We start from the raw sequence: 20,243 nt of genomic DNA on the forward strand, positions 1-20,243 counted from the left end.
TCAAGCCATGTCCCCATCCTTCCCGTCCGCCGAGCAGTGCCTGGAGACCTCCGGCTTCCTCTTCTCCCATCCGTGCGAGCGCGGGGCGACCACGCAGTGCATGCGCTGCCAGAAGCCCATCTGCGTGCTGCACATGCGCACGCTCGACGGTGAGGAGACCGTCTGCGTGACGTGCGCGCGCGCCGCCGACAACGGCGACGAGAACCGCGACGCGTCCAGCTCCGAGTACGACGAGGACGACCCCAGCTACTACTACGAGGACTACGGCTACTACGGCCGCGACGCGTGGCGCGGCTCCGGGTCCTCGTCCTCGGGCACCGACCGCAACGACTTCACCGAGGCCGACGGCGAGAGCGTGCGGCGAGAGGACGACGCCTCCTTCGAGGAGGACCTGGGCGGTAGCTGAGCGTGGCCGCGCGACGTCAGCACTGGCGCCTCTACGCGCTCGGCGGAGGCCTGGGCCACCTGACGCGCGCCGCGGGCCTGGCCCGCGCGGCCGTGGCGCGGGGCCACCGGGTGGAGCTCCTCACCAACAGCCCGTTCGCCCCCGGCCTGCCGCTGGAGTCGTTCCTCGGCTCCGGCGCCACCGTGCACCGTTTGGACGCGCACGGAGACAAGGCCGCCACCGTGGCCGCGGTGGCCGCGTGGCTCGCGCAAGCCCCGCCGGACGTGCTGGTGGTGGACACCTTTCCCCGGGGGCTCGCGGGAGAGCTGGTGGCGCTGCTGCCCGCGGTGCGCGCGCCGCGCGTGCTGGTGCACCGCGACCTGAACCCCGTCTACGTGGAGCGCTTCCACGTGGCCCGCGCCGTGGACGCGTTCGACCTGCTCGTCGTGCCCGGCGAGGACGCGCCCTTCGCGCACCACCCGCGCGCGGTGCGGACCGCGCCGTGGCTGCTGCTGGACGCGGACGCGTTGCTGCCCCGCGAGGAGGCCCGGCGGCGGCTGGGCCTGGAGGCGGAGGACGCGCGGCCCCTCGTCGCGGTGATGGGCTGCGGCCGGCCGGAGGAGGTGGCGGAAGCCGGGGCGACCGCGGACCGGCTGCGCGCGGCCTTCGAGGGACGGGCGGCGGTGCGGTGGCTCGTTCCCATGGCGCGGGACTCCGGGCAGGCGGTCTGGCCCGCGCTGGAGCTGATGCGGGGCGTGGACGTGCTGGTGGGCGCGGGCGGCTACAACACCGTGCAGGAGACCCGGGCCACCGGGACGCCGCTGGTGGCCTGGGCGCGGCCCCGGCTCTATGACCGGCAGGCCCTGCGACTGACGGCGGCGGAGCGGGTGGAGGACGCGGGGACGCTGGAGGCGAAGGTCGCGTCCCTGCTCCAGGCGGGGCCTCGTGAGCGGCCCTCGGCCTGGGGCAACGGCGTCCACGCGGCGGTGGAGGCCATCGAGCGCGTCGCGCGCTAGTGCTTGAAGCCCTGGTGGCCGGTGGCCGGCTCGATGCCGTGGGCCATGATGAAGTGATACATCACCTGCGGATCCTCCTTGGGCCCGCCCATCAGCTCCACCAGGAAGTGGCCCGCCTGCGGATCCGCGTCCGGATCCGGGGAGACGGTGACCTCGGAGATTTCGCGGCCCACCATCACCATCTCGCCCACCAGGGACTTGCCCTTGATGAGCTGGAGGACGTGCTGGCGCTCCTCCTCCATCAGCATCCAGTGGAAGTCGTCATGGTCGAACAGCGTCATGTCCGGAGAGCCACAGCGCAGGATGCAGTTGGTGTGCTCCTGGAGCCAGCGCCAGAAGGCATCGAAGTTCAGGGTGCGGGCCGGTGGGGCGAGCAGATCCATCGGGTGACCTCTTCAAGCAGAGCGGGCGTCCGAACGCCGGGTGCGCGCCGGGCCGCGTGTCCGTGCTGACTAACATGGCCGGGCCTCGGGAGGCCGGCTCCTTTTGAGGGGCCATCCCGGAGGTTGGCCTGCAAGCATTGGGGGTGCGAATCCACGATATCGAACGCTTGTTGCTTTCCTCAGGAACAGGGCGGCGACCATCTGGGTTGGCACGCGGCCCGGAGGGAGGATGCGCCACCATGACGAAGCAGGACGACGGCTGGAGGCTCGCACGGGAGGTGCCATGAGCCTGCGGGCCTTCTTTTCCACCGTGGTGGGGGGGCTGGTCCTGCTCACCCTGGTGTCCGCCACCCTGCTCGCGGTGCTGACGACCTCCCTGGAGGGGATGGCCTCCACGCTGAGTGAATCCGTGGAAGGCGTCCGGCAGGCCGAGGAGCTGGAGGTGGACCTGCTCGTCCACTCGCGGTTGCTGACCTCCCCGCCGGGGGTTCCCATGATGGCGGACCCGACGCGCGGGCGCACGCCCCTCCAGATTGAAGCCGACCTGCGGCGCCAGCTGCTGGACATGCACGCCATCGCCTCCACCCAGGATGAGCGCCAGACGACGGCGGAGGTGCAGCAGCAGGTCTTCGCCTACCTGGCCGCGCAGCATGCGCCGCTGGGGCCTTCCGAGTCCCCGGCCCAGCACGACGCGGCGGCGATGGCCTCGCTGGACTCGGCGCTGCGGTCGCTGGAGCACCTCATCCAGATCAACGTGGACCAGGCGCAGGAGGCCCGGCAGAACGCGGCGCACGCGAGCGAGATGGGCGACCTGCTGGGGCTGATTCTGGGCCTGCTGCTCCTGGCGACGCTGGTGCTGGTGGTCTTCTGGCTGCGGCGCTTCGCGCTGCGCCCGGTGACGGCGCTGCGCAGCGCCATGGCCGGCTTCGGCCGCGGCGGACGGCACCTGCGCGCGCCCGAGGAGGGCCCGTCGGAGATCCGCGACATGGCCCGCACCTTCAACGAGATGGCGGACAGCCTGGGCCACCAGCAGGAGCAGCAGCTGGCGTTCCTGGCCGGCGTGGCGCACGACCTGCGAAACCCCCTGTCCGCGCTGAAGCTGTCCACGGCGCTGACCAACCGGGGCGACGTGACGCCGGAGCGGATGCAGCGCACGCTGTCGCTGGTGCGACGGCAGGTGGCGCGCCTGGACCGGATGGTGGGGGACCTGCTGGACGCGACCCGCATCGAGGCCGGCAAGCTGGAGCTGCAGCTGGAGGTGCGCGACACGCGCGAGCTGGCGCGCTCCGTGGTGGAGCTGTACCAGTCCAGCGAGTCCGGGCACACGCTGGAGCTGGTGGTGCCGGACACGGCGGTGCTGGTGCGCGCGGACCCCGCCCGGCTGGAGCAGGTGCTGACCAACCTGGTGAGCAACGCGCTCAAGTACTCCCCCGCGGGCAGCCGCGTGGAGGTGTCCGTGGGCGGAGACGCCGAGCACGTGGTGGTGGCCGTGGCGGACCAGGGCATCGGCATGTCGCCAGAGGAGCTCGAGGGGCTCTTCATCCCGTTCCAGCGCGCGGGCAACGCGAAGCAGCGCGCACCGGGAGTGGGGCTGGGGCTGTCGGTGTCGCGGCGGATCATCGAGGCGCACGGCGGCCGCATCGAGGTGGAGAGCCAGCCCGGCCGGGGGTCGGTGTTCCGGGTCCACCTGGCCCGGGTGACCGCGGGCCCGCCCCGCGCGCCCTCGCCCTCCGACGAGGAGGAGCCCGCCGGGAAGGACTCCCGCGCGGTGCACTGAGGGCCGGGGAAAGCGTTGCCTGAAGCGGGCCCGGATGACGGCAAGGGATGCGCTCGGGCGGGGCAGGGCGTACCTTGCGGCCCCATGTCAGGAGCCGTCTGGATGAAGAAGCGTTCCTACCGGGCCGTGCCGCTGGCCGCCGCCCTGCTGGTGTTGGGAGGGTGCGCGGGGCGCACGCAGACCGAGCCCCCCGTGTCCCCCGCCGCCCCCGTGCGCGAGGCGCCATCCTCCGTCGTCCAGTCGCAGGAGGGCGGCTTCAGCGTGACCTTCCCCAGCCCCGTCACCGAGGAGCGGCGCGTGCAGCCCACGGACGTGGGCGAGGTGACGCTGCACACGTTCATCGCCGCGCGCGCGCAGGACGACACCGCCTACTACGTCTCCTATACGGACTTCCCGCTCGCGGCGGTGTCGCAGGTGAACCCGCGCGACGTGGTGGACCGCGCCAGCCAGGGCGCGCTGGAGGCCCTGGGCGCCACGGCCATCACCGCGAAGCCGCTCCAGATGGAGGGCGGCTTTCCGGGCCAGGAGGTGGGCGGGGTGTCCGGTCCGCGCCGGCTGCGGGGCCGCTTCTTCATGGTGGGCCCGCGCCTGTACCAGCAGCTGCTGCTGCACCCGGAGGGGCGCGCGCCCGAGGACGCGGACCGCTTCTTCGACTCGTTCCGGCTGGACCCGGCGGTGATGGGGCGGCTGGGGCAGAAGACGACGGGCGGCTGAGGGCCGTCCTTCTTCAGTGCAGCGGGGGCACGAACCGGCGCACCCCGCTGAGCAGGGCCTCGCGGTCGAACGGCTTGGAGAGCACCTCGCGGATGGCGGGGTGGCGCTCCTCGCTGGAGGAGATGGCCACGACGGGCACGTCCCGCAGGTGGGGCTCGCGGAGCAGCGCGTCCAGGAGCCGCCAGCAGTCGTTGCGCGGCGTCCACATGTCCACGAGCAGCAGCGCCGGGGGCGGGTGGCCGCCCAGCCAGGTGAGCGCCTCGTGGCCGTTCCCCGTGGCCACGACGGTGTGGCCTTCCGCGAGGAGGATCTCCACGAGCGCGTCGCGCAGGTCGCTGTCGTCCTCGACGAGGAGGAGGGGGGGAGGCACGCGGCTCATGGGGGCCCGACGCTTAGGGCAAACGCGTCCGGAGCGACAGGGAACATCTGCCGGGTGCGACCGGTAGCGCGCGGCGCTTTCTCACCCCTCGTCGAACATGGCCTGGAGCACGCGCCAGGCGAGCTTCACCTCCGAGCCGGTGCGGCACGCGAGGAAGTCGCAGATCTCCGCCACGCCGTCGGTGCGCTCCAGGTCGAACGAGTGGAAGAGCGTCTTGAGGGACACGTCCAGTCCCACGGACAGCTTGCCCAGCGTGTCCAGCGAGGGCGAGAACGCACCCCGTTCGATGCGGCGGATGGCATCCACCGACAGGTCACTGCGTTCGGCGAGCGCTTCCTGCGTGAGCGAGCGGCCGTTGCGCATGCGGCGCACGTGGTCGCCAAATCGCCGATGGAGCTTCGTCCACGTCGTGAGCCGGTTCTTCCCCATAATCGCGGCGGATAATTTGGGGACGCGCCGCACCATGTGAAGGGAGCATGTTCGCGGCCGGACCCTGCATTTGCGCTCGGGTACAGGAAACCCGTTCTTCCCAGGGACGGGCGGGCCTGGACGTGCGGTGCACGACGGAAGCGGTGTCCGGGAGGCCACGCCCGGGCGGCTTACGAGGCGGCCGAGCGTGGGGTCCAGAACATGCGTGACCCCGGGCTTTCGTCTACGCTCGCGGGCCACATGACGGTTCCCGATGTCTCGCGGCGGCTCCGGCGGGCGGGGTTGCTCGCTGTCCTGGCGGGGGGCCTGCTCCCCGGGTGTGAGTCCCGCACACCCCCTCAACGCTTCCCCCGGACGTCGACGACCGTGGCGGCGCCGGAGCCGAGTGCCGCGGGACCCGCATCCGTGGAGGCGCGACCTTCCGCGGGCCCCGAGGCCGCCGAAGCCGTGTCGCCCGAGGCGGTGCCTGCTCCCGCGAACCCGCCCGAGCCGGCGGGAGGCACGGCGCGTCCGGCGGGGCGCTCCGCGTTTCGCGCGCTGCCGCCCACCACCGAGCGCGCCGGCCACCTGCACGCGCTGGCCACGCGGCTGAAGGCTCCGGGCGGCGCGGTGGAGGAGCCGTGTCTGGAGCGCGGCGACGGTGGCTGCGCGCGGTCCGCGCTGGCGCCGTTCTTCACCGCGCTGGATGGCCTGCGGGAGGGCACGGCGAAGGCGCCCACGGTGGTCGCCGCGTTCGGCAACTCGCTCATCGCGGGGGACCGCATCGTGGACGTGATCCGCGAGGAGCTGGCGGCGGGCTTCGGCAGGGCGGGCCGGGGCGTGCTGCTGGTGGACCGCATGGCCCCCTACGGCGGACGGTCGCGCACGGCCGCGGTGAGCAGCGGCTGGCAGCCGCGCACGCTGGGCGAGCTGAAGGCGCCGCCGCACCCGTTCGGCATCACCGGCGTGTACCACCTGGCGACGGAGAACCGCGCCCGGGGCCGCTTCAAGCTGGAGGGCGAGCCGCGCGGGACGCTGTGGTGGCTGGACGTGAAGGGCGCGGGCCGCCTCGTCGCGTCCGTGGACGGCGCGGTGCTCGCGCGCACGGAGCCCCAGGGGGACGGGGCCAGCCGCGCCACGTCCTTCGACCTGCCCGCGGGCGCGAAGTGGCTGGACATCACCGCGGAGGGGGAGGGCGCCATCGTGCAGGGCGTGGTGCTGCAGAAGGACGCGCCCGGCATCGTGCTGGACATGCTGGGCGTGCCGTCGTCGGATGCTTCGCTGTATGCCCGGATGGAGGAGGACGCGCTGAAGGCGCAGCTCCAGCAGCGAGACCCGAAGCTGATGCTCTTCTTCCTGGGAGGCAACGAGTCCAAGCGCGTGGAGTGGAAGCGCACGGACCTGCCCACCGTGCGCCAGGACCTGGGCGCGCTCCTGCGCCGCACCCGCGCCGCCGCGCCCGGCAGCGCGTGCCTGGTGGTGGGCCCCATGGACGCGGTGCAGGACCCTCACGAGGAGGGCAAGCCCCTGACGCAGCGGCCGTTCCTGGAGGCCACCATCCAGGCCGAGCGCGAGGTGGCGCTCGCCGAGGGCTGCGGCTTCTTCAACCTCTACGCGGCGATGGGCGGCGCGGGCTCCCTCGCGCGCTTCAATCAGGCGGGGTTCATGCACGAGGACCTGGTGCATCCGCGCGGTCAGGGCCTGGACCTGCTGGGGCAGCTGGTCTCGGACGCGCTGCTGGCGGGATGGGTGAACGAGGGCGCGGTGCCGACGCCGGCGCTCACGACGTCGCGTGAAGAGGCACCGGACACCGGTGCGAGCGGCCAGACCGCGGAGGCGGTGCCATGAAGCGGCTCTTCGTCGCGCTGTGGGTGTTGCTGGGGGCGGGGCCCGCGTTCGCGCAGGCCCCCGCCGGGAAGCCCGCGTCCCCGCTGGAGTCGAGCGCGGAGGCCGCGACGGCGCCGGACGCGAAGGCCTCCTCCGAGTTCCCGCCAGAGGTCCAGCGCGCGCTGGACGCGCTGGTGCGCGCGGACCTGAAGGTGGGCCCCACCGCGGGCCTGTCCGTGGGCGTGATGCGGGGCGGCCAGCGGTGGATGAACGGCTACGGCTACCGCGACCTGGCGAAGAAGCTGCCGGCCACGGTGCGCACCACGTACCGCATGGCGTCCATCACCAAGTCCTTCACGGCGGTGGCCGTGATGCAGCTGGCGCAGGCGGGCAAGCTGGACCTGGACGCGGACATCCACACGCTGGTGCCCGAGTACCCGGTGAAGCAGTGGCCGGTGACGGTGCGGCAGCTGTTGGGCCACCTGGGCGGGGTGCCCACCTACGACAGCCCGAGCGCCGGCAACAACACCCGGCCGGTGACGACGAAGGAGGCCATCGCGCTGTTCGCGGACCGGCCGCTCGTGTCGGAGCCGGGCACGCGCTACCTCTACACGACGTGGGGCTTCAACCTGCTGGGCGCGGCGGTGGAGACGGCCTCCGGCCAGTCCTATCGCGAGTACCTGCGCGACCACGTCTTCGGGCCCGCGAACATGAGCCACGCGGACCTGGATGAACTCAGCACGCGCGATGCGCAGCAGGCGGTGGGCTATCGCGTCTCGGGCGCCACGCTGAAGCCGTCGCGCTTCCTGGACGTCACCAGCCGCTTCGGTGGCGGCGGCACGCGCGCGACGGTGGAGGACCTGCTGAACTTCGCGCGCGCGGTGATGAACAACACGCTGGTGTCCCGCGAGACGATGGGCCGCATGCAGGCGACGATGGCGACGCGCGACGGTCGCATCACGGACTACGGCATGGGCTTCGCGACCTATCCGCTGCGGGGCCACTACATCGTGGCGCACGCGGGGGGGCAGCCGGAGACGACGACGCTGCTGGTGCTGCTGCCGGCGGAGGACACGGCCATCGCGCTCGCCACCAACGTGGAGGATGAGGCGAAGCGGCTGCGCCGGCTGTCCATCCGGTTGATGGAGACGGTGCTGGACGAGGGCGCCCCCGGCCGGGGCGGCCACCTGACGGACCCCGTGGACGCGGTGGTCTACGAGGGCATGGGGCGGCTGACGAGCTACGGGCTCGCGTACCACGACTGGGCCACGCGCGGCCCGGGCACGCTGCCGCCGGAGAAGGACCTGCCGGGGGCCTTCGCGAAGGTGTCCGCGCTCTTCGACCGGGCGGCCATCGCCCGGGACAGCCGGGGCGCGATGGAGCGGATCCGCGGCGCGCACGAGCCGCGCGCCGAGTCGGTCTTCATCCGCGTGGGCGCGCACATGGCGGCCACGGTGGAGAAGGCGCTGGGCGTGGAGCGGCTGCGCGCGTACCGGACGCAGGGCGCGGCGGGCTTCTTCGCGGACTACCTGGCCGCGTGCGAGACCTTGAAGTGTCCGGAGGCGGAGCGCTTCAGCCCGTCCCTGCGGAGTGACGTGGCCCGCTTCGTCGCGGGGTGGAAGCGCGCGGAGGTGCCGGCGCTGAAGCGCACCCGCCTGGAGGCGGTGAAGGATCCGGAGCGGGTGTGGCCCTCGCTGAAGGAGGCGGCGGCGCGCGCCCCCGTGGTGCGGCCGGACTACACGGATGAGATGCTGACGCTGGCGGACCGGGCGAAGCGCAAGCCCGCGGACCGGATGCGCTGGCTGGAGCGCGCGACGGACCTGCAGCCGGACTCGATGGACGCGCACCTGGCGCGGGCGATGGGGCTGCTGGAGGCGGACCGGGAGCAGGAGGCCATTCCCCACGTGCGGGAGGCCTTCGAGACGCCGGAAGGGGCGCTGGTGCTGTCGCCCGCGGGCTTCCTGAAGCGGCTCCTGGACATCCGTTCGCCCAAGGTGGCGCGGGGCCTCTTGCGCGCGGCGGTGACGCTGCACCCGGACGCGCCGGAGCTGTGGGACGCGTTGGCGAAGCGCGAGCGCGCCCTGGGTGACGCGAGCGCGGCGAAGAACGCGCTGGCCCAGGCGAAGCGCGCCCGTCAGGTCCGCGCCGGGCAGGAGGCCCGGGCCCCGAAGGCGCCTGGTGCCGGGGCCCCGTCCGGAGGCGCGCCGACGCAGGACAAGGCCGGGAGCACGTCCCCCACGGCGCCGGTGGAGCCGGAGTCCTCACCGGAGCCGTAGAGGACGAACCGGGCGTGCGTGAGGGTGCCCGGGCCGTGCGAGGATGCGCGGCGATGACGCCCTCCTGTCCTTCCTGTCAGGCCCCCTTCACCCCCGGCGCGGAGACGTGCGCGCGGTGCGGGGCCTCGTTGCTGGTGGCTCCTTCCTTCGGCGGCGCCGACCCCGTCTGCGCCGTGCACCCCGAGTGGCGCAGCGTGGCCACGTGCCAGCGCTGCGGCGCGTTCGCCTGTGCCCGCTGCCTGCGCCAGGGGCCGGAGGGCGCCATCTGCGCGACCTGCCACGAGCGTGAGCCCCTGGCCCCGCTGCCGTGGGACCAGCGCTCGGAGCTGGGGCTGTTCAAGGCGTTCTGGCGGACGTGCTTCGGCATGTTGGTGCGGCCCGCGGACATCGTCCGGGGCGTCAACCCCGACGGGTCCGTGGGCAGCTCCCTGGGCTTCGCGCTGCTGACGGCCATCGTCGGCTTCGTGCCCACGTGCCTCGCCTACCTGGTGCTCCTCGGCGCGGCCATGAGCTTCCTGCCCGGGCTGAACTCGGGGGCGAGCGGCACGGATCCGAAGGCCGTGAGGCTGTGGGCGGTCGGGTTCATGGCGGTCTGGACCGTGCTCGTCCCCCTGTTTGCCACCGGCATCACCCTGGTGAACGCGGGCCTGGACCACCTCATCCTCCGCATGGGCGGCGTGACGCGCGGCTTCTCCGTGACCCTGCGCGCGTACGCCCTCTCCCAGGCGCCGTACATCGCTGGCGTGATTCCCTTCGTCGCCTTGTACGCCGCGCCCTTCTGGGCCACGGGCCTGCGCCTCTACACGTACCGCACGCTGCACCGCACCAGCTGGGGGACGGCGGTCGCGGGCGCGCTCGCGCTGCCCGTGCTCTCCACCTGCCTCTGCTGCGGCGGCTATGCCGCCTTCATGTTCTTCGCCTTCAAGAGCGCCGGGAAGGTCTGACGGCGCGCCTTACTGCTGCCCGGAGGCCGCCGTGGCCCCGTGCGGCACCAGCGACGCGGGCTCCGGCCAGAAGCGCGCGGCCCGCAGGCCGTCGAAGGACGCCGCCAGGCGCCGCGTGCCCACGTCGTAGACGCGCGCCTGCGTCTCGCCCGCGAGCAGCAGCAGGTCCCCGCGCGCCAGCACCCGCACGGGGCTGTGGGGAGGCAGGGCGAGCCCCTCGGGTTCCGCCAGGTGGCCGTCCTCCACCTCCCAGCGCACCGGCATCATCAGCGCGGTCTGCTCGCCCACGGTCCGCCACGCGAACAGCGGGCCGCCCCGCGACTCCACGCGCGCCCAGCCGCCGAACACGTCATGGCCCCGGTGGGGCACCACGGCATCCAGCCGGGCCGCGTCCTGGCTGTCCTCGTCCAGGCCCTGCGCCACCAGCGCGTCCGCGTCCCCGGCCACCGTGGAGGACGCCAGCATCTCCGTCGTGGAGAGCTCGAACACCGCGTCCGCGTCGTCGCGGGTGGCCACCGTCTCGATGCGCTTCCAGGCCCCCGCCTCCAGCCGGTACGCGTGCGCGAGCCCTGGCCCTTCCGCCATCTCAGGGATGGGGATGCGCCGGCCCTCGAAGAGGAAGTCGTCCTCGCGCCGCACCAGCTCGCCCGTGTACGCGGTCAGCGCCACCAGCCGCCCCACCGAGTCGAACCCCACGGCGCCCGTCAGCCCCTCCTCCGGCAACAGCTGCGCCGCGCCCTGGCCGGACGTCAGGTCCACGGTCCACACCCGCCCGGGCCCCCGCGCGCTGCCGGCCGGGTCGCGCACCGCCGCGTGCTTGCCGTCCGGGCTCCACGCCAGTTGCAGCCCCTCGCACGCCGCGTCCACGGTGACCAGGGCCCTGCGTCTGCCGTCCGACTCCAGTCGCAGCCAGGTACAGCCCGACGGCGCCACGTCCTGGAGCACCGACAGTGAAAACGGCGCCACCTTCACCCGGGCCGCCTCCGGCGTGGGGGCGGGCGCGGCCGCGGAGGCCTCCGGGGGCTTCTGGCAGGCGCTCATGAAGAGCAGGGCGCTGACGAGGCTCGAGGTGCGGACCATGTTGAACTCCTCCCGGAAAAAGATGACCTCAAAGGAATATGTCAGAGCACCAGGGGCGAGCGGAAGGCTCCCGGTGCCTGCATGGAGAGGTCGGAGGAGTGGATCAGCCCCGTCGCGCGGCTACAGGGCCATGTACGCGCGGGCCGCGGGGACGGAGTAGAACCTGCCCTCTGGCAGGACATACGCGGTGAGCTTTCCGCCGTAGACGCAGCCGGAGTCCAGGCCCACCGCGAAGGGGTGCTGCTGCAGGCCGCGCATGGCGTCGTGGCCGAAGATGACCAGCTCCGGGCCCTTCCAGAGGCTGCCCCACGGCGCCCCCGCCTCCAGCCGCTTCGACGGCGTCCCGTCCGCCGCGATGCTGCGCAGGTTGAAGAGGAACTCCTCCTTCTGCTCCTCCAGCGCCACGCCCGGCACCAGCCCCGCGTGCACCGCCACCGCGTTCAGCTCCGGGAAGCGCAGATAGGAGGGCAGTCTCTCCATCCAGGCCCAGTCCGCGGCGCTCAGCGTGTCCAGCACCTGCCGGTGCTCCGGCTTGAGCTTCTTGCCCTTCGCCGCGCGGCCGCCGTGCCAGCGCAGCACGTGCGCGTCGTGGTTGCCCTTCACCGCCAGGAAGCCGTGCTCGCGCGCCCGCAGCACCACGCCCGCCGAGTCCGGCCCCTTCGCCACCAGGTCGCCCACCAGCACCACCCGGTCGCCAGGCTTCCAGTCACACGCCTTCAGGAGCGCGTCCAGCTCGGCGGAACAGCCGTGCACATCTCCGATGAAGAGCGTTCGCATCTCCCCCTCTCTTTAACGCACTGTCCGCGAATGCCTTGCCCGGATTCTCGGGAGGCTCGCGTGCGGACGGGCGCTCGCGCGCCGCGTTACTCGGAGGGCGTGCGCAGCAGGCGGCTCAGGCTCACGTCCAACTGGCTGGAGATGAGCCGAAGCACGCTGTCCAACTGCGAACGCGTCAGCCGCAGCCGCTCGGTCAGCCGCTGCCGCGTTCCGTCCAGCAGCTCCTCCTGCGCGCCCACCACCCACCGCGCCGCCGTGGAGCGATGCACGCCGTAGAGGGCCCCCAGCTGGTCGATGCCCAGCCCATCCAGGTATTTCAGCCTCAGGAAGTTGCGCTGCCGGGCGGACAGCGCCGCCAGCGCGGCCTGGAAGGACGCGCTGAACTCCGCGCGGTACGTCTGCTTGAGGTACGCCAGCTCCGGGTCGTCCCCGGGCGCCACCAGCATGGACAGGTCGCCGTCCTCCGACTGCGCCTGCCCCGAGCGCTGCCGCTGCCAGTCCAGCGCCAGCCACAGCGCCGCCGCGCGCACCCAGCCCGCCAGCGGCCCCGTGCCCGGGTACGCCGCCAGCCGCGCCGGGGCCTCCGCGCTGCCCACCAGCATCCGCTGCCGGAGCGCCTGGCGGACCTCGTCCAGCCCGGCCGGGGGCAGCTTCAGCCGCGCCACCGCCGCGTCCACCTCCGGCATCAGGCGCTGCTCGAAGGTGGTCAGCGCCGCGGGCACCCCGTCCGCCGCCGCCCGGGCCAGGTACACGTCCGCCAGGTGCAGCCTGCCCCAGGCGTCCTCGTGGCCGTCCGCGGGCACCAGCCGGGCCAGGTGCGCGGCGAAGCGCGGCCCCTCCAGCGCGATGTCCGGCCAGGACCGCTGGGCCGCGTCCAGGGCCTGGGCCAGCCGCTCCTGGAGGACGGAGAGCGCGCCTGCCGGCTCCGTCTTTCCTCGGGCGGTCATGAAGGCCTGGGCTAGGGGCAATTCCGGGGAGGCCACGGATGGAACACTACCATCGGCCCCTGTCGCGCCGCCGTGTCACCCGTCATGTCGCGCAGACGCTCCCACCTCTCAGGTGTCCCACGGGACACGCTCTCGCGCCGCGCGTGTCCACCCGCGCACGCCCCCCTGGCCGTACGGGGCTGCCCCGTCCGCCCTCGTCCGCCCGAGCGGCATCCAGGCCCCGCGGCCCTCCGGCCACGGCCGCCCATGGCCTGCGCTTTGCTGGTAGAGCCCTCCAGGACGTTGCCTGGTGCGGAGGTACGAACGTGGAGGAAGTCAGTGGTGGGCTCGGAGCCGGGCTCGGAGCCGGGCCGGGTGACGCGGTGTACTCCTCGTGGCTGGAGGTGAGCGCGTCCCACCTCCAGCACAACGTGGCGGCGTTCCGCGCGCTGGAGTCCTCTGGCCCGACGCCCAGGGCGCTGGGCGTGGTGCTCAAGGGCAACGCGTACGGCCACGGCCTGGCCCAGGTGCTGCCGCTGGTGCACGCGGGCGTGGACGTCCTCTACTTCATCGCGCCGCAGGACGCGCTCACGGTGCGCGCGCACGAGTCCGCGCACGGCCTGCCCGCGCGGCAGGTGGTGGTGCTGGGCGCGGTGGCCCCGGAGGAGGCCGTCGTGCTGGCGCGCCAGGGCATCGACGTGGTGGTGGCGGACCGCTCCTGGGCGGACGCGGTGCCCGCCCTGCGCGCGGCGAAGCTGCCGCGCCCCCTGCGCGTGCACGTGCACATCGACACGGGGCTGGGCCGCGAGGGCTTCACGCTGGACCAGCTGCCGCGTGAGACGCGGTTCCTCGCGGACGCGCCGGACGTGTTCGAGCCGGTGGGCGTGCTCAGCCACTTCGCCAACACGGAGGACGTGACGGAGCAGGGCTACGCGCTGGCGCAACTGGATGCGTTCGAGACGGCGCTGAAGCACCTGGACGCCCAGCTCAGGCCCTCGAAGCCGTTACAGCGGCACATCGCCGCGAGCGCCGCGGCGCTGGTGCTGCCCCGGGCGCGCTACGAGGCCGCTCGCGTGGGCATCTCGCTGTACGGGCTGTGGCCGTCCCCGGAGACGCGGCTGTCCGCGCGGCTGGTGCTGGGGGAGCTGCCGGTGCTCAAGCCGGTGCTGTCGTGGCGGTGCAGGAGCCAGGTGGTGAAGTGGCTGCCGGCGGGCGCCTACGTGGGCTACGGCTGCACGTACCGCTGCCCGGAGCCCACGCGCATCGCCGTCCTGCCGGTGGGCTACTACGACGGCTACCCGCGCCTCGCGTCCGGCAAGGCGCACGTGCTGGTGAACGGGCGGCGGTGCGCGGTGCTGGGGCGCGTGATGATGAACCACCTGATGGTGGACGTGACGCGCGCGACGAATGACGAGCGCCCCGTGACGGCCACGCTCCTGGGCCGCGACGGCGAGGAGTCCGTGTCCGCCGAGGCCCTGGCCGGCTGGGCGCAGACCATCCACTACGAGCTGGTGACGCGCCTGGGCGCGCACCTGCGCCGCGTGGTGGTGGAGTAGCGCTCCTTCGCCGGGGAGCGCGCTACTCCCGCGGCGTGCCCTCGGTGAGCCCGGACGAGGGCGCCGTCACCGGCGCCGGGGGCTGCACCTTCCAGCGGCGGTGCAGCCACAGCCACTGCTCCGGGTGCCTGCGGATGGCGCGCTCCAGCGCCGCGGTGACGCGCGCGGTGTGCTCGGTGATGGGGTCCGCGCACTCGCCGGGCCCGGGCGGGAGGATGGGGCCCTCTATCTCCAGCATGTAGCGCGCGCCGGGGCCCGGAGGCCGCACGCCCATCACCACGAACACCGGCACGCCCGTGCGCTCGGCGGCCACCGCCATGGCGGGCGTCGTGGACGCGAGCCGCCCGAAGAAGGGCACGAACACCGCGGACTTCGCGGGCAGCGCCTGGTCCAGCAGCATGTACGCGGACTCGCCGCGGTTCACCGCGTCCGTAATCTCCTGGATGGCGCCCTTCGGGTAGATGAGCCCCGCGCCCGCGTCCAGCCGGTTCTGCGCGATGCGCGTGTTCAGCGCGCCCTTGAGCGGCCGCACCAGCGCGTTGAGCGGGATGCCCCAGCGGATCAGCATCTGGCCCACCAGCTCCCAGTTGCCGAAGTGCGCCGTCACCAGCAGCGCGCCCTTGCCCGTGGCCACGTGCGCCTTCAGCGCCGCGAACGCCTCCTCCCCCACGATGCCCTGCTGGTCCCAGTCCGGCGTCATCCGGTCCCCGGACGGCAGGGACTCCACCACCACGCGCGCCATGGTGAGGTACGCGCCTCGCGCGATGGCGTGGCGCTCGGCTTCACTCTTCTCCGGCATCGCCTGCGCCAGGTTGTCCAGCGCCACCTTGCGGCGGATGCCCAGCGTGTAGGCCAGGTTCGCCACGAAGCGCGCGAGCGCATCCCGCGCCTTCGGTGACAGGGCCGTGAGCAGCGCCCAGACGCCGCGCGTCAGGAACGCCATGATGGGGCCCGGCGGCGAACCGATGATGCGGCGCAGGTGCTCCGGCGGCCTTTTCCCCTCGGGAGGGGTGTTCGTTTGCGGTGACAGCGGATGCGAAGAGAGGGGAGCGGACACGGCGGCGCACTCCACCGCGAACAGGACCTGACAGCAAGGTCACGCACTGAATGCGCATCGCTACCTTGGCAGGCTGCTCTGGTCCAGACTGCGTGGCCATGCCCAACCTGCTCCGACCGGTGGCGCTGGCCACCGTTACCTTCCTTGCGGCATGCGGTGCCCGACAGGGCAACGCTCCCGCTCCCGGCTCTGTCGAAACGCCGCCTGTCGTTCAAGCGCCCGCCGCGCCCAGGCCGCCCGCGCTGCGGCTGCCGGACGACGTGCGGCCCACGAAGTACGCCATCGTCCTGAAGATGGATCCGAAGGCGGAGTCCTTCGAGGGCACCGTCGACGTGATGCTGGAGGTGGCCAAGGCCACGAACGTCATCTGGATGCACGGCAAGGGCCTCATCGTGAAGGAGGCCACGCTGGAGCAGGGCGGCGTCACGCAGACGCTCAAGCCCTCCTCCTCCGGCGAGGACTTCCTCGGCCTGACGCTGGAGAAGCCGCTGGCGGTGGGCGGCGCGAAGCTGCACCTCGCGTACACGGGCACCGCGTCCGAGCACGAGACGTCCGGCGCCTTCCGCGTCAACGAGGATGGCGAGTGGTACATCTACACGCAGTTCGAGCCGCTGGGCGCGCGCCGCGCGTTCCCGTCCTTCGACGAGCCCGGCTTCAAGGTGCCCTGGCAGCTCACCTTCCACGTGCCGGAAGGCAACGTGGCCGTCACCAACACGCCGCAGCTCGCGGAGGAGAAGGGCGCGGACGGCTGGCACATCTACCGCTTCGCCCCCACGCAGCCGCTGCCCAGCTATCTCATCGCCTTCGGCGTGGGCCCGTTCGACTTCCTGCCCGCGCGCGACGCGGGCCAGAAGCACGTGAAGATGCGCGTCATCACGCCCCGCGGCCGGGCCAGTGAGGGCGCGTGGGCCGCGAAGGTGTCGCCCGAAATCCTGGAGCGCCTGGAGGGATACTTCGGCATCCCCTACGCCTACGAGAAGCTGGACCTGCTCGCGGTGCCGCTGATGGGCGGCGCCATGGAGAATCCGGGCCTCGTGACGTTCAACTCGCGCCTCGTGCTGGCGAAGCCGGAGGAGGACTCCGTGGGGCGCCAGCGCGCGTTCGTGGGCACCCAGGTGCACGAGCTGGCGCACCAGTGGTTTGGCGACCTGGTCACCATGGCGTGGTGGGACGACCTGTGGCTCAACGAGTCCTTCGCCTCGTGGATGACCCCGCGCATCGTGGAGTCGTACCAGCCCACGTGGGACGCGCCGGTGGAGCGCGTGCAGGACCGCAACGGCGCGCTGGACGCGGACAGCCTGGTGGCCGCGCGCTTCATCCGCCAGCCCATCCACGACGCGGGTGACATCCAGAACGCCTTCGACGGCATCACCTACGGCAAGGGCAGCGCGGTGCTGGCCATGGCGGAGACGTGGCTGGGCCGCGACGTCTTCCAGAAGGGCATCCAGCGCTACATCCGCGCGCACGCGGGCAGGAACGCCACCGCGAAGGACTTCCTGGACGCGCTGTCCGCCGAGTCCGGCAAGGACGTGGCCCAGGTGATGAACAGCTTCCTGGACCAGACGGGCGCGCCCTTCATCGCCGCCACCCTGCTGTGCGACGGCGGCAAGCCGCGCGTGGCCCTCACCCAGCAGCGCTACGTGCGCCTGGGCTCCAAGGCCCCGGACGCGCAGTCCTGGAAGGTGCCGGTGTGCGTGAAGTACCCGGGCGAGGGCAAGGACGCCACCGCGTGCACGCTGATGACGGAAGAGAAGGCGGAGGTCGCGCTGCCGGAGGCGAAGGCGTGCCCGGCGTGGGTGTTCCCCAACGCGGACGGCGCGGGCTACTACCGCCTGCGGCTGGCCGACGACACGCGCGCGAAGCTGATGAAGTCCGGCCTGAAGAGGCTCTCGCGCGCGGAGCGGGTGGTGCTCCTGAGCGACTCGCTGGCGCTGGCGCAGGCGGGGCTGATGCCCGCGGCGGACGCGCTGCCGCTGCTCACGGGCGTGGCGGAGGACCCGGACCGGCAGGTGCTGGAGGCGGGCCTGGAGCTGATGGACCTGGTGTCGTCGCGGCTGCTCACGCAGGCGCAGGACGCGGACCGCGCCCGCTACGTCCGCGACACCTTCGGACCGCGCGCGCGCAAGCTGGGCTTCAAGCCTCGCGCGGGTGAGAGCGAGGACGTGCGCCTCCTGCGCCCGCGCCTGCTGATGCTCGCCGGCAACGAGGGCAACGACCCGAAGCTCATCGCGGAGGCGCGCGCGCTGACGGAGCAGTGGCTCAAGGACCGCAAGGCGGTGGCGCCGGACGTGGTGTTCGCGGTGCTCGCCATCGCGGTGGAGCACGGGGACGCGGCCCTGCACGCGAAGCTGATGGAGGCCCTGCGCGCGGAGAAGAGCCGCTACCAGCGGCAGCAGCTGCTGGGCGGCCTGAGCCACACCACCGACCCCCAGCTCGTGAAGGCGAACCTGGAGCTGCTGCTCGACCCGAAGCAGGACGTGCGGGAGAACCTGTGGCTCTTGATGGGCGCGTCGCGCGACCCGCGCACCCGCGACACCGCGGTGGAGTTCCTGAAGACGCACTTCGACGCGCTGGTGGGCACCGACGACAAGCCGGGCCTGCTGCCGGAGGGAATGGGCTCGCGGCTGCCGTACATGGCCGCCAACGACTGCGACGCGGGCAAGCGCCAGGAGTTCGCCGCGTTCTTCGAGCCGCGCGTCGGCAAGCTGCCCGGCTCCGAGCGCGTGCTGCGGCAGGTGATGGAGATCGTCGACCAGTGCGTCGCGCTGAAGGAGGCCCAGGGCGCGAGCATCGGGGCCTTCCTGTCCGGCAAGCCGGCGAAGGCGCCGCAGGCCGCGCCCGCGCCCCGCTAGCCTGCCGCTGAAACGACGCCGGGTCCGCGTGCACGGCAGCGCGCGGACCCGGTGGAGCTGCCTTCGTCGCGAAGCGAGCGGGGACTACTTCCGGCCGCGCGACATGAAGGACATGAAGGCCTCCTTCGCTTCGTCGGACGCGAGGCGCTGGACGAACTCTTCGCCCTCGCGCTTGAGGGCGGACTCCACCTGCTCGCGCAGGGGGCCGCGGATGAGCGCCTTGGTCACCTTCAGGGCCTGGGCGGGACGCTGGGCCAGGGCGCGGGCGCGCTCGGTGGCCACGTCCTTCAGCTGCGCCTCCGGGACGGCCTTGTTGATGATGCCGGCGCGCAGCGCGGTGGCCGCGTCGAACGGGTCTCCGAAGAGCAGCAGCTCCGACGCCAGCGCGAAGCCCGCCGCGCGCGGCAGCAGCAGGCTGCTGGCGCCTTCCGCGCACAGGCCCAGGTTGACGAAGGGCATGGCGAAGCGCGCCTTCTCCCCGGCCACCACGTAGTCGCAGTGCAGGAGCATGGTGGTGCCGATGCCCACCGCCGCGCCCTCCACCGCCGCGAGCACGGGCTTGGCCATGCCGGCCAGGGCGCGCAGGTAGCGGAACACGGCGCTGTCCTCGCCCGTGGGCGGGTGCTCCAGGAAGTCGCCAATGTCGTTGCCCGCCGTGAACGCGCCGCCCGCGCCGGACAGGAGCACCACCCGCACGTCGTCGCGGCGCTCCGCCTCCTGGAGGGCGGCGGTGGCGGCTTCATACATGGCGTGGGTGAAGGCGTTCTTCTTCTCCGGCCGGTTGAAGGTGACGGAGAAGACCCCGGCGTCGAGCTGCGTCAGAAGCGTGTCGGACATGGTCGGGCAGCCTAACGCGCGTCGGGCCGCAGCGCGCGCATCAGCAGCGGGGCCAGCGTCACGACCTGATGGGGGAAGGGCAGGTCCTCCCGGGGCTCCACACTGTCCGTGCTGACCAGCCGCTTCACCGGCACGCCGCGCAGGCGCTCCAGCGCGGGGCCCACCAGGAGGGCGTGCGTGGTGGCGAGGATGAAGTCATCCACGCACCCCTCGCCCTTCAGCTCCTTCGCCGCCGCCGCGAGCGTTCCGCCGGTGGACACCATGTCGTCCACCAGGATGGGGCGCATGCCGCGCACGTGGCCCAGGAAGCCGAGCGTCTCCACGTCGTTGCCGCTCAGCCGCGCCTTGTGCACCACCGCCCACGGACGGCCGAGCAGCTTCGCCAGCGCCTCCGCCCGCTTCACCGCGCCCAGGTCCGGCGCCACCACCACGGTGGTGTCCGTGACGTGGGGGCGCAGCGCGTCCGCCAAGAGCGGCAGCGCGGACAGGTGCTCCAGCGGTGCGCCGAAGCAGCCCTCCAGCGCCGGGTTGTGCAGGTCCACGGTGAACACCCGCGTGAAGCGGCCGTGGGACACCATGTCCGCCACCAGACGGCCGCCCAGGGGCTCACCCGGCCGGGCGCGGCGGTCCTGCCGCGCGTAACCGACATAGGGAATCACCGCCTCCAGCGAGGCCGCGCCCGCCCGCCAGCACGCGTCCGCGAGCAGGAGCAGCTCCATCAGGTTCTCCCCCACGGGCGGCGTGGAGGACTGGAGGACGACGACGCGGCGGCCGCGCACCTCCTCCGGGGGCACCTCGATGTGCAGCTCTCCATCCGGAAAGCGCTCCCGCTTCACCCCCACCGGCGCCGAACCGAACGCCTGGGCGAGCGCTCGGCCGAGGTGGGGACTGGCACTGCCGACGACGAGGGCGATGGGCATCATGGGGCGCACCCTAGCGCGGGAGCCGCTCGTGGTGCCCTGGCCTCCCGGGCATGCCGCCAGGAGAGCCGCTGTCCGTGCCTTCGCCGACACTCCCGTGGGCGAAGAACACCTTCCGGGAGTGGAGGC

18 protein-coding genes are annotated in these 20,243 nt (G+C 73.0%); 9 read left to right on the top strand and 9 right to left on the bottom strand.

All coding sequences use genetic code 11. The features are described from left to right. Positions 1 to 7 precede the first annotated feature (7 nt). Entirely contained in the window at positions 8 to 406 is a 399-nt protein-coding gene (locus KYK13_RS01040; RefSeq protein WP_223641055.1) for a hypothetical protein, read from the top strand. Positions 407 to 408: 2 nt separating this feature from the next. Next, positions 409 to 1,401: a glycosyltransferase gene (locus tag KYK13_RS01045; RefSeq protein WP_223641057.1), complete on the top strand. Its 993-nt coding sequence runs from the start codon at positions 409 to 411 to the stop codon at positions 1,399 to 1,401. On the opposite strand, the gene KYK13_RS01050 is transcribed toward KYK13_RS01045, so the two are convergent. Further along, positions 1,398 to 1,784 carry a serine/threonine protein kinase gene (locus KYK13_RS01050; protein WP_223641059.1) on the bottom strand — a complete coding sequence of 129 codons (387 nt, stop codon included), beginning with the start codon at positions 1,782 to 1,784 and terminating at the stop codon, positions 1,398 to 1,400. The genes KYK13_RS01045 and KYK13_RS01050 overlap by 4 nt on opposite strands. Before the next feature lie 283 nt (positions 1,785 to 2,067). Here KYK13_RS01050 and KYK13_RS01055 point away from each other — a divergent pair, with 283 nt between their 5' ends. Both KYK13_RS01055 and KYK13_RS01060 read left to right on the top strand, forming a co-directional pair. After that, positions 2,068 to 3,561, top strand: a complete 1,494-nt coding sequence (locus tag KYK13_RS01055) for a HAMP domain-containing sensor histidine kinase (protein WP_223641061.1) — start codon at positions 2,068 to 2,070, stop codon at positions 3,559 to 3,561. Positions 3,562 to 3,663: 102 nt separating this feature from the next. Then, positions 3,664 to 4,275, top strand: coding sequence for a hypothetical protein (locus KYK13_RS01060; RefSeq protein ID WP_223641064.1), 612 nt, complete (start codon positions 3,664 to 3,666; stop codon positions 4,273 to 4,275). A 13-nt stretch (positions 4,276 to 4,288) separates the two neighbouring features. On the opposite strand, the gene KYK13_RS01065 is transcribed toward KYK13_RS01060, so the two are convergent. Continuing rightward, positions 4,289 to 4,645 (bottom strand): response regulator, encoded by a 357-nt coding sequence (locus KYK13_RS01065; RefSeq protein WP_223641067.1) that lies wholly within the window; start codon positions 4,643 to 4,645, stop codon positions 4,289 to 4,291. Positions 4,646 to 4,735: 90 nt separating this feature from the next. Beyond that, on the bottom strand, positions 4,736 to 5,083 hold the full coding sequence (locus KYK13_RS01070) for a helix-turn-helix domain-containing protein (protein WP_223641070.1): 348 nt from the start codon (positions 5,081 to 5,083) through the stop codon (positions 4,736 to 4,738). A gap of 405 nt (positions 5,084 to 5,488) precedes the next feature. Here KYK13_RS01070 and KYK13_RS01075 point away from each other — a divergent pair, with 405 nt between their 5' ends. The 3 genes from KYK13_RS01075 to KYK13_RS01085 are packed head-to-tail and all read left to right on the top strand — an operon-like array spanning position 5,489 to position 10,109. Next, entirely contained in the window at positions 5,489 to 6,910 is a 1,422-nt protein-coding gene (locus KYK13_RS01075) for a GDSL-type esterase/lipase family protein (RefSeq protein WP_223641073.1), read from the top strand. After that, positions 6,907 to 9,165, top strand: a complete 2,259-nt coding sequence (locus KYK13_RS01080) for a serine hydrolase domain-containing protein (RefSeq protein WP_223641076.1) — start codon at positions 6,907 to 6,909, stop codon at positions 9,163 to 9,165. The genes KYK13_RS01075 and KYK13_RS01080 overlap by 4 nt, the downstream gene beginning before the upstream one ends. 53 nt (positions 9,166 to 9,218) lie before the next feature. Then, positions 9,219 to 10,109 carry a YIP1 family protein gene (locus tag KYK13_RS01085; protein ID WP_223641079.1) on the top strand — a complete coding sequence of 297 codons (891 nt, stop codon included), beginning with the start codon at positions 9,219 to 9,221 and terminating at the stop codon, positions 10,107 to 10,109. A 9-nt stretch (positions 10,110 to 10,118) separates the two neighbouring features. On the opposite strand, the gene KYK13_RS01090 is transcribed toward KYK13_RS01085, so the two are convergent. The 3 genes from KYK13_RS01090 to KYK13_RS01100 all read right to left on the bottom strand — a co-directional run bounded on the left by KYK13_RS01090 (position 10,119) and on the right by KYK13_RS01100 (position 12,913). Beyond that, a complete protein-coding gene (locus KYK13_RS01090) occupies positions 10,119 to 11,189 on the bottom strand; it encodes a hypothetical protein (protein ID WP_223641082.1) in 1,071 nt (356 codons plus the stop codon). A gap of 120 nt (positions 11,190 to 11,309) precedes the next feature. Then, entirely contained in the window at positions 11,310 to 11,966 is a 657-nt protein-coding gene (locus tag KYK13_RS01095; protein ID WP_223641085.1) for a metallophosphoesterase, read from the bottom strand. Positions 11,967 to 12,052: 86 nt separating this feature from the next. Then, a complete protein-coding gene (locus KYK13_RS01100) occupies positions 12,053 to 12,913 on the bottom strand; it encodes a sigma-70 family RNA polymerase sigma factor (protein ID WP_304504084.1) in 861 nt (286 codons plus the stop codon). Positions 12,914 to 13,218: 305 nt separating this feature from the next. Here KYK13_RS01100 and alr point away from each other — a divergent pair, with 305 nt between their 5' ends. Continuing rightward, positions 13,219 to 14,448: an alanine racemase gene (gene alr / locus KYK13_RS01105; RefSeq protein WP_223641088.1), complete on the top strand. Its 1,230-nt coding sequence runs from the start codon at positions 13,219 to 13,221 to the stop codon at positions 14,446 to 14,448. Between the two features lie 22 nt (positions 14,449 to 14,470). Here alr and KYK13_RS01110 read toward each other — a convergent pair whose 3' ends face one another. After that, a complete protein-coding gene (locus KYK13_RS01110; protein ID WP_223641091.1) occupies positions 14,471 to 15,505 on the bottom strand; it encodes a lysophospholipid acyltransferase family protein in 1,035 nt (344 codons plus the stop codon). Positions 15,506 to 15,603: 98 nt separating this feature from the next. On the opposite strand from KYK13_RS01110, the gene KYK13_RS01115 reads away from it, so the two are divergent. Then, entirely contained in the window at positions 15,604 to 18,357 is a 2,754-nt protein-coding gene (locus KYK13_RS01115) for a M1 family metallopeptidase (protein WP_223641094.1), read from the top strand. Positions 18,358 to 18,441: 84 nt separating this feature from the next. On the opposite strand, the gene KYK13_RS01120 is transcribed toward KYK13_RS01115, so the two are convergent. Together KYK13_RS01120 and KYK13_RS01125 are read right to left on the bottom strand one after the other, a co-directional pair. After that, positions 18,442 to 19,194 (bottom strand): enoyl-CoA hydratase, encoded by a 753-nt coding sequence (locus tag KYK13_RS01120; protein ID WP_223641097.1) that lies wholly within the window; start codon positions 19,192 to 19,194, stop codon positions 18,442 to 18,444. Positions 19,195 to 19,205: 11 nt separating this feature from the next. Beyond that, a complete protein-coding gene (locus tag KYK13_RS01125; protein WP_223641100.1) occupies positions 19,206 to 20,126 on the bottom strand; it encodes a ribose-phosphate pyrophosphokinase in 921 nt (306 codons plus the stop codon). Positions 20,127 to 20,243 lie beyond the last annotated feature (117 nt).

It is taken from the genome of Corallococcus sp. EGB (assembly GCF_019968905.1).
Classification (GTDB): domain Bacteria; phylum Myxococcota; class Myxococcia; order Myxococcales; family Myxococcaceae; genus Corallococcus.